This is a genomic window from Curtobacterium sp. Arg-1, assembly GCF_025643395.1.
GTDB lineage: Bacteria > Actinomycetota > Actinomycetes > Actinomycetales > Microbacteriaceae > Curtobacterium > Curtobacterium poinsettiae.
Genome location: NZ_CP095731.1, coordinates 2,539,939 through 2,552,473, shown reverse-complemented (window position 1 = coordinate 2,552,473; position 12,535 = coordinate 2,539,939). Strand labels below are relative to the sequence as shown.

10 protein-coding genes, 1 tRNA gene and 1 pseudogene are annotated in these 12,535 nt (G+C 71.0%); 6 read left to right on the top strand and 6 right to left on the bottom strand.

The window, feature by feature from the left end:
- The first annotated feature begins 220 nt into the window (after window positions 1–220).
- Window positions 221–1,282 (top strand): LLM class flavin-dependent oxidoreductase, encoded by a 1,062-nt coding sequence (locus MXD64_RS12040; RefSeq protein WP_214518743.1) that lies wholly within the window; start codon window positions 221–223, stop codon window positions 1,280–1,282.
- Window positions 1,283–1,367: 85 nt separating this feature from the next.
- On the opposite strand, the gene MXD64_RS12035 is transcribed toward MXD64_RS12040, so the two are convergent.
- The 5 genes and pseudogenes from MXD64_RS12035 to MXD64_RS12015 form a co-directional block, all read right to left on the bottom strand.
- Window positions 1,368–1,985, bottom strand: a complete 618-nt coding sequence (locus MXD64_RS12035; RefSeq protein ID WP_071251855.1) for a response regulator transcription factor — start codon at window positions 1,983–1,985, stop codon at window positions 1,368–1,370.
- Complete coding sequence (locus MXD64_RS12030; RefSeq protein WP_263136504.1) at window positions 1,982–3,022, bottom strand: sensor histidine kinase; 1,041 nt, start codon at window positions 3,020–3,022, stop codon at window positions 1,982–1,984. Before MXD64_RS12030 ends, MXD64_RS12035 begins: the two co-directional genes overlap by 4 nt.
- A gap of 273 nt (window positions 3,023–3,295) precedes the next feature.
- A tRNA-Pro gene (locus MXD64_RS12025) sits at window positions 3,296–3,369 on the bottom strand.
- A 93-nt stretch (window positions 3,370–3,462) separates the two neighbouring features.
- Window positions 3,463–4,420, bottom strand: a pseudogene (locus MXD64_RS12020) (metallophosphoesterase).
- Entirely contained in the window at window positions 4,417–6,984 is a 2,568-nt protein-coding gene (locus tag MXD64_RS12015) for a transglycosylase domain-containing protein (RefSeq protein WP_214532461.1), read from the bottom strand. Before MXD64_RS12015 ends, MXD64_RS12020 begins: the two are co-directional and overlap by 4 nt.
- A gap of 50 nt (window positions 6,985–7,034) precedes the next feature.
- On the opposite strand from MXD64_RS12015, the gene MXD64_RS12010 reads away from it, so the two are divergent.
- Both MXD64_RS12010 and MXD64_RS12005 read left to right on the top strand, forming a co-directional pair.
- Window positions 7,035–7,193: a DUF4177 domain-containing protein gene (locus MXD64_RS12010; protein WP_017888699.1), complete on the top strand. Its 159-nt coding sequence runs from the start codon at window positions 7,035–7,037 to the stop codon at window positions 7,191–7,193.
- Complete coding sequence (locus tag MXD64_RS12005; protein ID WP_140448971.1) at window positions 7,190–7,651, top strand: RidA family protein; 462 nt, start codon at window positions 7,190–7,192, stop codon at window positions 7,649–7,651. Before MXD64_RS12010 ends, MXD64_RS12005 begins: the two co-directional genes overlap by 4 nt.
- 79 nt (window positions 7,652–7,730) lie before the next feature.
- On the opposite strand, the gene acs is transcribed toward MXD64_RS12005, so the two are convergent.
- Window positions 7,731–9,683 (bottom strand): acetate--CoA ligase, encoded by a 1,953-nt coding sequence (gene acs, locus MXD64_RS12000; RefSeq protein WP_263136503.1) that lies wholly within the window; start codon window positions 9,681–9,683, stop codon window positions 7,731–7,733.
- A gap of 766 nt (window positions 9,684–10,449) precedes the next feature.
- On the opposite strand from acs, the gene MXD64_RS11995 reads away from it, so the two are divergent.
- From MXD64_RS11995 to MXD64_RS11985, 3 genes are all read left to right on the top strand, one after another.
- Window positions 10,450–11,379 (top strand): CpaF family protein, encoded by a 930-nt coding sequence (locus tag MXD64_RS11995; protein WP_140448969.1) that lies wholly within the window; start codon window positions 10,450–10,452, stop codon window positions 11,377–11,379.
- Complete coding sequence (locus tag MXD64_RS11990) at window positions 11,376–12,209, top strand: type II secretion system F family protein (RefSeq protein ID WP_042538868.1); 834 nt, start codon at window positions 11,376–11,378, stop codon at window positions 12,207–12,209. The genes MXD64_RS11995 and MXD64_RS11990 overlap by 4 nt, the downstream gene beginning before the upstream one ends.
- A gap of 84 nt (window positions 12,210–12,293) precedes the next feature.
- Window positions 12,294–12,533 carry a DUF4244 domain-containing protein gene (locus tag MXD64_RS11985; protein WP_071251849.1) on the top strand — a complete coding sequence of 80 codons (240 nt, stop codon included), beginning with the start codon at window positions 12,294–12,296 and terminating at the stop codon, window positions 12,531–12,533.
- Window positions 12,534–12,535 lie beyond the last annotated feature (2 nt).

Genomic DNA, 12,535 nt, shown 5'->3' with positions numbered 1-12,535 from the left:
GCCGGGAGGCGCGGCGCGGCCCCGCCACGGGCCTCCCGGCCGTCGCATCGCGCGTCCAGGGCACGCCGCGTGCGTCAGCCGAGTGGTCGCGGACTGTCGGTGCCGCAACCTCCAAGCGTCACCTGGTGACCGGTCGGCGGCGGTGCGGCGGCATGTCCTGACCGGTCGAGGTCCCGGTGCCGCGTGGAATGCAGGTGCGCCGGAGCGCGTTGGTGACCACATGACCGACGACACCCTGCACCTGTCCGTCCTCGACCTGGCCACCCGCGAGTACGGCCAGTCCAACACCGAGGCCCTGCAGGGGTCCGTCGACATGGCCGTGCACGCCGAGCAGCTCGGGTACGAGCGGTTCTGGGTCGCCGAGCACCACGGGATGCCGGGCATCACGTCCTCGGCCCCGGCGGTGCTGCTGAGCGCGGTGGGCGCGGCCACCTCGACGATCCGCATCGGATCCGGTGGCGTCATGCTGCCGAACCACGCACCCCTCGTCGTCGCCGAGCAGTTCGGCACCCTCCGTGCCCTGTACGGCGACCGTGTCGACCTCGGGCTCGGGCGCGCTCCCGGCACCGACGGCGCGACCGCCATGGCGCTGCGCCGAACCGACCGACTCGACGTCGACGACTTCCCGCAGCAGCTCGCCGACCTCATCGGCTTCTTCACCGGGATGGACGAGGCGAACCCGCTGTCCCGCATCCGCGCCGTGCCCGGGTACGGGGACGTGCCGGAGTTCTGGCTGCTCGGGTCCTCCGGCTACAGCGCCCAGGTCGCGGGTGCGCTCGGCATCTCGTTCGCCTTCGCCCACCACTTCGCGTCGGACAACACCGAGGCGGCGCTCGCCCTGTACCGCGACTCGTTCCGTCCGTCGCGCTTCCGGCAGACGCCGAACGCGCTGATCGGCGTGCAGGTCGTCACCGACGAGGACCCCGCCGTGATCGAGGAGCAGAGCGCGCCGGGCATGATCTCCTTCATCCGGATGCGCTCCGGCCGGAAGCCCGAGCCGGTGTCGATGGACGAGGCGCGTGCGTACGAGTTCAACGACCTCGAGCGTCGGTTCATCGCGGCTCGCACCGAGCGTCAGGCCTACGGCAACGCCGAACAGGTCGCGGAGAAGATCAACGCGCTCGTGGCGTCGACGGGGGCGAACGGTGTGATCGTGTCGCCCGGCGCTGCGCAGGCGCGGTACCGGCACCAGGCGCTCGACGTCGTGGCCGGGCTGCACGCCGCCGGCAAGCTCGTGCCCGCGGGTGCGTCAGCTGGCGCCGGGGCGTCGTCCGTCGGCTAGTCCGGGTTCGTTCGTCGAGTGAGCAGAATATGTCGGGCCCCCGCTCGTGACTCGACTTCTTCTGCTCACTCGTTCGTGTGGTGCCTCAGGTGAGCAAGCCCAGGCGCGTGGCTGCAGCGACCGCCCCGACGCGGGACCCGACGTCGAGCTTGCGGAAGACGTTGTAGACGTGCCGCTTGACGGTGCCGATCGCGAGTTGCAGGTCGGCGGCGATCTCGGCGTTGGTGCGCGCGGCGGCGAGGAGTCGCAGGACCTCGAGCTCGCGGTCGCTCAACGGTGAGCCGGCACGGGCCTCGGTGACCAGGTCGACGGGGAACGTGACCGGTGCCGCATCGGCGTGGGCTGCCCGGGCGATCCGGTCGACGAGCTCGCGGCTCGGGGTGTCCTTCGTGACGAAGTCGACCGCACCGGCGTCGAGCAGGGTGCGGCGGAGGACGGCGTCACGGTGCATCGTGAGCACCACGACGCGGATGTCCGGGCGGGTGCGGCGGACCGTGGCGATCGTGGTGCGCGCCGGCGGGCCGTCGAGCTCGACGTCGAGGAGCAGGACGTCGATGGCGGCGGCCTCGGGGGAGTCGAGGACGTCGGACGGTCGTTCGCCGTGTGCGACGACGCGGATCGTGGGGACGGCGGCCAGGATCGTGGCGAGTCCTTCGCGGAACAGCCGGTGGTCGTCGACGATGGCGACGTGGGTGACGGTCACAGGGTGCCCCTCGGGATCGTCAGGCGGACGGTGGTGCCGGTGCCCGGGGAGCTCTCGACGGCGAGCCGAGCGCCGATCACCGCGGCGCGCTCGCGCATCGTCTGCTGCCCGAGGCGACCGCCGGCGCCGCCCTGCACGTCGAAGCCCGGGCCGTCGTCGGCGACCGTCACGACCACGGCGGCGGGGGACCACGCGAAGCGCACCGAGGTCGTCGAGCCCGGGGCGTGCTTGCTGCGGTTCGTGAGCGCCTCGAGCAGGATCGTCAGCGCTTCCTCGGCCTGCCAGTTCGGCAGCGCAGCGGGCGTCCCCGTCGACTCGATGGACAGCCGGTCGTCGTCGGGGAACAGGTCGTGCACGTGCCGGCGCAGCGCGTCGTCGAGCAGCGCGTCACCGACCCGGGCGTGCAGGCTCACCGCGAGGTCCTGCACGTCGCCGAGGGCGCTCCGGAGCAGCCGTGCGGCGTCCTCGAGCTGGTCGGCGCGCTCGTCGGACGGCGGGTCCGTCAGCAGGACGAGGTCGAGGCGCTGCAACCCGGCGAGGATGCCGTGGGCGACGCGGTCGTGCAGGTCCCGCGCGATCTGGGTGCGGGAGTCCAGGTGCGCCGTGGTGAGGCGTTGGCGCAGTGCCTCCGTGTACGCGACTGCCCCGGCCGGGAACCGGCTCCAGATGCCGGCGTGCAAGGCCCTCGTGGCCCGCAGGACCTCGGCGGTGGACGTCGCACCGACCTCGTCGACGAAGACCGGCAGGTAGGCGTCGAACAGCATCTCCGCCGCGAGCATGGCACCGGCCGGGTGCTGCGCCTGCTCGGCGTGCAGACTGCCGGTCGCCAGGTGGTCGGGATCCAGGTGGTCGGGATCCAGGTAGGCGTTGCTCACCACGCTGGCCTCGGCTCCAGCTGCGTAGCGCTCGTGCGCCTCGGCGATCATCGACGTCACGTTCTCGACCAGGTTCTGCGTCAGCACCGGGTCGTCGGCGATGTCGGGGAACTGCGCGGCGATCTGCGCGAGGAGGGCAGCGAGTCGATCGGGGATGTCCATGACGGTCGCGAGCGTATCGGCCGTGGTGCCGTGCGGATGTGTCGCACGCCGCACGATGGGCCACCGGACACATCGCGCGCTGCTCGCCCGGTGCGTTGACGGACTCGTCGCCGAACGAGCCCGTACCCGCCGCTCGAGGTCCGCTGCCGTCGCGCTCGCGGCGACCCGACGGCGGGACCTGGAGTGGTTCTTCGATGTCGAGGGTGTCCGGGGAAAGCAGAAGGCCCTGGTTCCGGAGAACCAGGGCCTTCTTCGTACTGTCTCAACACAGTGTCGGGGTGACAGGATTTGAACCTGCGACCTCCTCGTCCCGAACGAGGCGCGCTACCAAGCTGCGCCACACCCCGCGGTGTGATCACTCCGTACCGGAGCAACCAGACAATACTATCCGATGATCCAGGGTGCTCACGACCATCCGGCGAACTCCCGGGCGCGTCGGTTCAGGAAGCCCGTGCGGTGAGGGTGACCACGACGGCCTCGGGTCGGCAGGCGAACCGGACGGGCGCGTAGATCGAGGTGCCGAGGCCTGCCGAGACCTCGAGCCACGACCAGTGGTTGCGGTGCTCCCACTTGTGCAGCCCGCTGGCGTACCGGCGGGGGAGGTCACAGTTCGTGACGAGCGCACCGACCCCGGGGACCGCGACCTGGCCGCCGTGGGTGTGCCCGGCGAAGATGATGTCGGCGCCCTGCGTCACGAAGGCGTCGAGCACACGGCGGTATGGGGCGTGCGTGACACCGATCGCGACGGGAGCGGGGCCGTCCTCGTCCTCGGACCACGGCACGTCGCTGCGCATCTCGTCGACGTTGGTGGGCAGCAGGTCGAGGCGGTCCCAGTCGCGGTGCGCGTCCGAGGTGCCGAACAGCTCGAACCGGGAGCCGCGGAGCTCGATCGCGTGCGCCTGGTCGTTCAGGTCGAGCCAGCCGAGCGACTCGAAGAACGCCGTCTGCCGGTCGATGTCGAGACCGACGGGCTCCGCCGCCTTGTGCATCCGGCTCGGGCCCGAGAAGCTACTTGAGCGGGTTGCGCGGGGACGGCCCGAAGAAGTCGTTCGACCCGTAGGCGAACACCCCGGGCACCCCGCGGAACGGCTCGAGCGCGTACTCCACGGCAGCGTTCGCGGTCGCGTGGCCGAGGTTGTCCCCGGTGTTCACGATGAAGTCCGGTTCGACCAGGCTCAGGTCGCGCAGCCACTGCTGCTTGTCGGCCTGCCACGGGGCCATGTGGATGTCGGACAGGTGCAGGACCGTCACGTCACGGGAACCCGGCGGGAGCACCGGGACGGTCTCCCACCGGATCCCGAAGCGGCGACGTTCGACGAGCGAACCCCACGCTGCCGAAGCAGCCCCGACGGCCGCGCCTGCAGCGAGGACGCCGAGTGCGGCGCGGCTGCGGGTCACTTGCAGTCCTTGGGAGCCTTGCCGTCCTTGTCGCCGTAGAGCTTGATCCGCACCTGGTCGTCCTTGTTCGCCGTGGAGCTGATCGCCGGGTCGACCGCGGCGACCTTGCAGGTCTTGCCGCCGCCGCCCTTGGCGTAGTCATCGGTGATGCTGACGTTGGTGAAGCCGGCGTCGTTCAGGGCCGAGCGGGCATCCCCGAGGGAGTTGCCGCCGATCTCCGGAACGGTCGCCTGGGTGCCGTCCGACGTGTAGACGGTGACGCTCGAGCCCGAGGACAAGAGCGCACCCGCCGCCGGGGAGGTGGAGGTCACGGAACCGGGGTTCCCCGGGCCGGGGCGTGCTCCGCCGTCGACGTAGGTGAACCCGGCGCCCGAGATCGCAGCGCGGGCCTCGTCCGCCGTCTTGCCCTGCAGGTTCGGCAGTGCCTTGGCGTTGCCGCGGAGCGCCGAGGTGTTCGGGTTGGTGAACGGACCCGCTGGGTAGATCGCGTTGACCGGCGTCTGCGCCTGCCGCCACACGTCCGCACGGCTGGCGGCGTACGTGCCGCTCACCCCGTTGCTGAAGTTGCGGAGGTTGGTGAGCTTGCCGTCGGTGTTGCCCTGCCAGTAGGCGGTGGCGACACGCGAGCTCGAGCCGACCAGCCAGATCTGGTTGCCGTCGTCGGTCGTACCCGTCTTGCCGAACAGCTGCATGCCGTCCGGGGTCTGTGCGCCGCGAGCGGTGCCGTTGGCGATCGTGCCCTTCATAGCGTAGACGGCGGCGTGAGCGACCTCGGGGTCGATCGCCTGCTTGCAGTCCTTGGTCTGTCCGCCGAGCTTCTTGCCGGACGGCGAGGTGATCTGGTCGATGGCGATCGGCTTGCAGTAGATGCCGTTGTTCGCGACGGCGGCGTACGCGGCGGCCATCGTCATGGGCGCGATCTCGTTGATGCCGAGGACCGACGACGGGTTGGAGAGGAGCTCTCCGCCGTCCGCACGGTGGACGCCGAGGGATTCGGCGACCTTCTTGATGTCGCAGAGGTCGAGCTTCTGCGCCATGTTGAGGAACGCCAGGTTGATGGACTGCGCCGTCGCCGCGGCGACGGTGTAGTTGCCGCTCTCGCCGGGACTGTCGTTCTTCGGCCGGTATCCGCCTCCGACGTAGTACGGCTGGCCGCACTGGGTCCACCCCGTCGACATGTCACGCGGCGCGCCACTGACGACCTCGTTCAGCCCGTGCCCGGCCTGCAGCCAAGCGAGCAGGGTGAAGAGCTTGTACGTCGAGCCGGTCTGGAACCCCTTGGCGCTGCCGTACTTCTCGTCGACGCTGTAGTTCAGGGACGTCGATGTCGGCGCGGACTTCAACGACTCGTCGAAGTCCTTGTTCTGTGCCATCGTGACGATGCGGCCGGAGCCTGCCTCGATCGAGTTGAGCGTGGCGCCCAGAGCCAGGTTCGTCTCGGCCTTGTTGTCGTACGTGTTGACGAGACGCTTCTGCTCGGCGTTCAGGTCGATGTTCAGCGTCGTCTGGATCTTGTAGCCGCCGTTCCGCCACGCGGTGTCGCGAGCCTTCTGTGACGAGCCGAGCTGCGACATCTCGAGCACGACCTTCTTGGCGTAGTCGCAGAAGAACTGCGAGCCGTCGCCGACCGAGGCGCGGCAGCCCTGCGAGGGCTGCGTCAGGTGCACGTAGTCCGCCGGCTTCGACAGGCGGGCCTTGCGGTACTCGGCCTCGGTGAGGTTCTTCTGGGCGTACATCGATCGGAGCACGACGTTGCGTCTGGCGACGTTGGCGTCGTACTTCTTCGGGTTCGACAGGTTGCGCGCCTCGGGGTACTGCACGATCGCGATGAGCGACGCGGCCTCGGCCGGGGTCAGGTCGGTGGCGCTCTTGTTGTAGTAGTGCTGCGCCGCGGCCTGGACGCCGTACGTCTGGTCGCCGAAGTAGGCGATGTTCAGGTAGGCGGTGAGGATCTCCTTCTTGGAGTACTTCTTCGCCAGCCCGATCGCGAGCTTCATCTCCTCCAGCTTGCGGGGGATGGTCTGCTCGACGGCCTCGTTGTAGGCCTTCTCCTGCTCCTTCTTGGTGGGGAGGTTCAGGGCTTCGTTCATCTTGATGTTGCGGACGAGCTGCATGGTCAGCGTCGACCCACCGCCCGAGTCGCCGAGGCCGCCCGCGATGCTGCCCACACCGGCGCGGATGAGCGACGTCATGTCGACGCCGCCGTGGTCGTAGAAGCGCTTGTCCTCGCCGTCGATCGCCGCGTTCTTCAGCTGGTCGCTGATCTGGTCGAACTTCAGCTCTTGGCGGTTCTGGTCGTACAGGGTGGCGAAGTGCACGGACTTGCCGCCCGAGTACGCGTACAGCTCGTTGCGCTGCGGCAGGTCACCGATCTCGATGTACTCCGGCAGGGACTCGAACACGCCGATCGTGGACGTCGTCGTGACACCGGCGACGGCGATGGCCGGCGTGACGCCGATCGTGACGAGCAGGCCGGCGAGGGCACTGAACCCGACGAATCCGATGAAGGCGCCGACTGCTGAGACGGGCTTGGTCCGCGATGCAGACGTCTTCTGGGCAGACATAGGATGCAGCCTAAACGACACCCCCGACTGAAAGGCTGGCAAGGAACCGCATGACTCGCTGGGAGTACTTCACCACGCCGCTGATGATCCACAACACCACCGCGATCCTCAACAACTACGGGGACGAGGGTTGGGAGCTGGTCCAGATCGTCACCGGACCCGAGGGTGGCCTCGTCGCCTACCTGAAGCGCCCCAAGGCCGACGCATGACCGTCTCGGACCGACTCGCCGAACTCGGCCTGACTATCCCTGCGGTCGCCGCGCCCGTCGCCGCCTACGTGCCCGCCGTCGTGACGGGCCAGTACGTCTACACGGCGGGCCAGCTGCCCTTCGTCGACGGCACACTGCCCGTGACCGGCAAGGTCGGTACCGACGTCGACGCGGAGACCGCTGCCGCCCAGGCTCGCGTGGCCGCGCTGAACGCCCTGGCCGCCGTGCAGTCGGTCGCCGGTTCGCTCGACCGCGTGGCCCGTGTCGTCAAGGTCACCGTCTTCGTCGCGTCGGACCCGTCGTTCACCGGTCAGCCCGGCGTCGCCAACGGCGCGTCGACCCTGGTCGGCGAGGTCTTCGGCGACGCCGGCGTCCACGCGCGGAGCGCGGTGGGCGTCGCGGTGCTCCCGCTGGATGCGCCGGTCGAGGTCGAGCTGGTGGTGGAACTGACGTCCTGACGGACCGTCAGCAGTGAAGCGAACGCAGGTGGGGCCTCCCGTCCGACATGGACTGGAGGCCCCACCTGCGTGACACGGACTACATGAGTTCCGCGATGGTCGCCATGATCGCCGGGTCGGCCAGCGTCGTCGTGTCGCCGATGCGACGGCCCTCGGCCGCGTCGCGGAGCAGCCGCCGCATGATCTTGCCGGAACGTGTCTTCGGCAGCTCCGGCACGATGACGACCTGGCGCGGCTTCGCGATCGCGCCGATCCGCTTGCCGACCCAGTTGCGGAGCTCTGCGGCGACGGTCTCGCGGTCGACGTCGGCGGCGGCCTCGGCGGTCAGGATGACGAAGGCGACGACGGCCTGCCCGGTGGTCTCGTCCGCGGCCCCGACCACGGCGGCCTCGGCGACGCCCTCGTGGCCGACCAGGGCCGACTCGATCTCAGCCGTCGACAGGCGGTGTCCCGAGACGTTCATGACGTCGTCGACGCGCCCCTGCACCCAGATGTCGCCCTGCCCGTCGAGCCGCGCGCCGTCGCCGGCGAAGTAGCGGCCGGGGAACCGTGACCAGTACGTCTCCACGAACCGGTCCGGGTCGTTCCAGATGCCGCGGGCCATCGACGGCCACGGTTCGGTGATCGTGAGGTAGCCGCTCTCGCCGTGGTCGGCACGGTTGCCGTCGTCGTCGACGATCTCGGCGACGATGCCCGGCAGGGGCGTCTGCGCGGCACCGGGCTTGAGCTTCGTGACGCCGGGCAGCGCGGAGATCATGATGGCGCCGGTCTCGGTCTGCCACCAGGTGTCGACGATCGGCGTGCGGTCGTGGCCGATGACCTGGCGGTACCACTGCCACGCCTCGGGGTTGATCGGTTCGCCGACGCTGCCGAGCAGGCGGAGGGTCTCGAGGCTGCGCGCTTCGGGGATCTCGCGGCCGGCCTTCATCGCGGCGCGGACCGCCGTGGGTGCGGTGTAGAGGACGGTGACGCCGTACGCGTCGACGAGGTCCCACCAGCGGCCGGGCTTCGGCTCGTCCGGGGTGCCCTCGTAGAGCACCTGGGTGACGCCGTTGGCGAGCGGGCCGTAGACGACGTAGGAGTGGCCGGTGATCCAGCCGATGTCGGCGGTGCACCAGTAGACGTCCTTCTCCGGGTGCATGTCGAAGACGTTCTTGTGCGTGTACGCCGCCTGGGTCAGGTAGCCGCCGGAGGTGTGCACGATGCCCTTCGGCTTCCCGGTCGTGCCCGAGGTGTACAGGATGAACAGCGGGGTCTCGGCGGGGAACGCCTGGGCCTCGTGGGTCGGCGCCGCCTTCGCCAGCTCGTCGTGCCACCAGACGTCGCGGTCGTTCCACGCGATGTCGTTGCCGCCGCGCTTGACGACCAGGACGTGCTCGACCGTGTCCGTGCCCTCGCCGGTCAGCGCCTCGTCGACGGCGGGCTTGAGCGGTGAGACGGCGCCGCGCCGCCAGCCACCGTCGGCGGTGACGACGAGCTTCGCGCCGGCGTCCTCGATCCGGGCACGGAGGCTCTCGGCGCTGAACCCACCGAAGACGACCGAGTGCACGGCGCCGATGCGGGCGACGGCGAGCATCGTCACGACGGCCTCGGGGATGAGCGGCAGGTAGACGACCACGCGGTCGCCCTGGCCGACACCGAGGTCGGTGAGCATGTTCGCGGCGCGCTGCACCTCGGCGGTGAGCTCGGCGTAGGTGATCCGGCGCGTGTCGCCCGGGGCACCCTCGAAGTGGATCGCGACACGGTCGCCGTTGCCCGCCCGCACGTGCCGGTCGAGGCAGTTCTCGGCGACGTTGAGCGTGCCGTCGGCGAACCACTTCGCGAACGGGGCGCCGGACCAGTCCAGGGTCTGCGTGAACGGGGTGCGCCAGTCGAGCAGGGACCGGGACTGCTCGGCCCAGAAGGCCTCGCGGTCCGCTGCGGCTGCGTGGTGGAGGTCCTCGCCGGCGACCGCGTCGGCCACGAACTCGGGTGGCGGCGCGAACGTCGCTCCGTCGTCGCCTCGGGGGTCGGTCTGGGTCGGAGTGGACATCGATGTCCTTTCGCGTCGTTGCGGCCTCTGGTGGCATCCGTCGCCGGTGCCTGCGTGCATCCGGAGACTACCCCTCGGCCGGGTCGGGGTGCGGCACGCCCGGAGGTCGTGTCCGGGGTTGCCCCGGAGGGGTGATCGTGGGGTACAGTAGTTCTCGCTGGACTCGTTTCCGGCGGCATCGAATCGGATTCCCCCCAATCCCTCGATGTCAAGGCGGCACCTGTTCCCCCCAACCGGTGCCGCCTCTTCTGTTTCCCGGGGTCTGACTCGAGCATCGGCCGCTCGTCGGGCTCTGGCATGTGCCCCGATCCGCACAAGGACGCCGGTCGCGTGGACAGACCGGTCCATGCTCGTGCATGCATTCTGCATGTTCTTGCGTAGCAGGTGCTACGTCCAGTCCGGACGCCGGGAGCAGGGGTGGTGCGTGATCCCGGTGGCATCGGTGTCCGATCATCGACCGGGGTACGGCTTTCCGTTTCGGGGGACAAACCGGTCCGTTGGTAGGGCAGCTCGGTGTTGTCCACAGAAGTGGGGACCGGCCGATCGGCGCCCTCGAGCGCTCCCTACCGTCGGCGGCATGCCACTCCACCGTGCTCCTCCGCTTTCTCCGCTTGCGCGTGGTTCGTCCGCGTCCACGTCGGCGTCGCACGCGCTGACGTCGTCTGCGTCTGCGTCTGCGTCCGCGTCGGCAGCGCTCTCGCCACCGCCCCCTCCTTCCGCCCCGTTCCTGCCCGGCGCCGCACCGCCGGCACGTCGCCGTGCGGCCGTGGTCGTCGAGTTCGAGGAACTCGCGGCCCTGGTGGCAGACGCCGCCGTGACGGACGTCCTGGTGCTCGGCGGCGTGGGGACGTGGGTCGACCGCGGCACCGGACTCGAAGCCGTCCAGCCTCGGCTGACCGAGACGCGTGCCCGCGAACTCGCGACCCGCCTCGTCGCGCTCGGTGGTCGTCACGTCGACGAGACCACGCCGTGCGCGGACGTCCGGCACGGTGACGGTGTCCGGGTCCACGTCGTCCTGGCCCCGGTGTCCGTCGGGGGCACCGCCGTGTCGATCCGACTGCCACAGGTCCACCGACCATCGCTCGCCGCCCTCGAACGCGGCGGGACCTTCGCGTTCGTTCCGCGGTCGGTCGTCGAGGACGCCGTCGCCGCGCGCCGGAACGTCCTGGTCACCGGTGCGACCGGCAGCGGCAAGACCACCCTGCTCGCGGCGATGCTCGGGAGCGTCCCCGTCGACGAGCGCATCGTGACGGTGGAGGACGTCGCAGAGCTCCGGATCGCCCACCCGCACGTCGTCGCGCTCGAGGCGCGGCAGGCGAACGCCGAGGGGGTCGGCGGGCTCGGTCTCGACCGACTCGTGCGCGAAGCGCTCCGGATGCGACCCGACCGGATCGTCGTGGGGGAGTGCCGTGGCGCCGAGGTCCGCGAACTCCTCTCCGCCCTGAACACCGGGCACGACGGCGGAGCGGGCACGGTGCACGCCAACGGCATCGCCGACGTCGCTGCGCGCCTCGAAGCACTCGGAGCGCTCGCCGGCCTCGGTGCCGAGGTGCTGGCCCGGCAGGCCGTCAGCGCCTTCGACCTGGTCCTGCACGTGGAGCGACGAGCCGGACAGCGGCGGCTCGGCGGCGTGGGCACGTTGCACGTCGGTCCGGACGGGAGGCTCGAGGTGCGCCCGGTGGACGGGCTGCGGTGAGCCGACACACCGCTGACGGCCCCGCTCGGGTGGCGGGGGTGCTCGACCGGGTGGCGACGCTGGTCGCGGCGGGTGTCCCGCCGCCGCGAGCGTGGCAGCTCGTCGGCGGGCTGCCCGGCGCCGGCGGACCGGCCCAGCAGGACGTCGCCGTCGTCCTGCGCGTCGCGGACCGGACGGGAGCACCCGTCGCCGAGACCCTCCGCGGGCTCGCCGGCGCGCTCCGGCGCGCCGCCGCCTCGGACCGCGCGATCCGGGTCGCCCTGGCCGGTCCGCGGACGAGCGCCCGCGTCGTCCTCGCGCTGCCGCTCTTCGGGTTGGGCCTCGGGGCGGCCTGGGGTGCGGGCGCCGTCGAGGTCCTGGTCGGTTCGCCGGCCGGCTGGGTGTGCTCGGGCACCGCCGCAGCCCTCGTCCTCGCCGGACGACGGTGGACGGCGCGGCTGGTCCGTTCCGCGACGCCCGACGGCCACGTCCCCGGGGTGCTCCTCGACGCCTGGGCCGTGGCGGTGGCCGGAGGCGGATCGTGGACCACCGCCGGGCAGGCCGTCGCCGAGGCGTCCGCCGCAGCCGTCCCACCCGCGGGGGACGTCGATCGTCTGCGGGAGGTGCTCGACCTCGCCCGGCGCGCTGGGGTCCCCGCCGCGGGGCTGCTCCGACGCGCTGCCGAGGACGTCCGCGACGAAGCCGCTGCCGACGGGCTCGTGGCGGCGGAACGCCTGGCCGTGCGCCTGGTGCTGCCGCTCGGGGTGTGCGTCCTGCCGGCGTTCGTGCTCGTGGGGGTGGTGCCCGTGGTGGTGGGGGTCCTCTCCTCCACGGTGGGCGGACCGGGGTGACCTCTCCACAGATGCGGTCGGGACACCGTCGTCGCCACCGCAGCCCGGACAGGCTGGTCCCACCGAACAGAAAGGACGGACTCCATGAGCACCACGTCACCTCCCGACCACCGCATCCGTCGGGCCATCCGCCACCGTCGCCACCGTTCCCTCGTCGCACGGTGGCGCGCCCGACTGCGCGACGACCGGGGATCGGCCACCGCCGAGTACGCGGTCGTCATCCTCGCCGCCGTGGCCTTCGCCGGAGTGCTCGTCGCGGTGATGCGCTCGGGCGAGGTCCAGACCATCCTCACCGACCTCGTCCGTGGCGCGCTCTCGCTGTGAGC

Excerpts from the sequence above, each read along its gene's own strand:
- MXD64_RS12010 (WP_017888699.1), top strand. The coding sequence starts at position 7,035 with ATGACTCGCTGGGAGTACTTCACCACGCCGCTGATGATCCACAACACC.
- MXD64_RS12040 (WP_214518743.1), top strand. The coding sequence starts at position 221 with ATGACCGACGACACCCTGCACCTGTCCGTCCTCGACCTGGCCACCCGC.
- MXD64_RS11985 (WP_071251849.1), top strand. The coding sequence starts at position 12,294 with ATGAGCACCACGTCACCTCCCGACCACCGCATCCGTCGGGCCATCCGC.
- MXD64_RS12030 (WP_263136504.1), bottom strand. The coding sequence starts at position 3,022 with ATGGACATCCCCGATCGACTCGCTGCCCTCCTCGCGCAGATCGCCGCG.
- MXD64_RS12005 (WP_140448971.1), top strand. The coding sequence starts at position 7,190 with ATGACCGTCTCGGACCGACTCGCCGAACTCGGCCTGACTATCCCTGCG.
- MXD64_RS12015 (WP_214532461.1), bottom strand. The coding sequence starts at position 6,984 with ATGTCTGCCCAGAAGACGTCTGCATCGCGGACCAAGCCCGTCTCAGCA.
- acs (WP_263136503.1), bottom strand. The coding sequence starts at position 9,683 with ATGTCCACTCCGACCCAGACCGACCCCCGAGGCGACGACGGAGCGACG.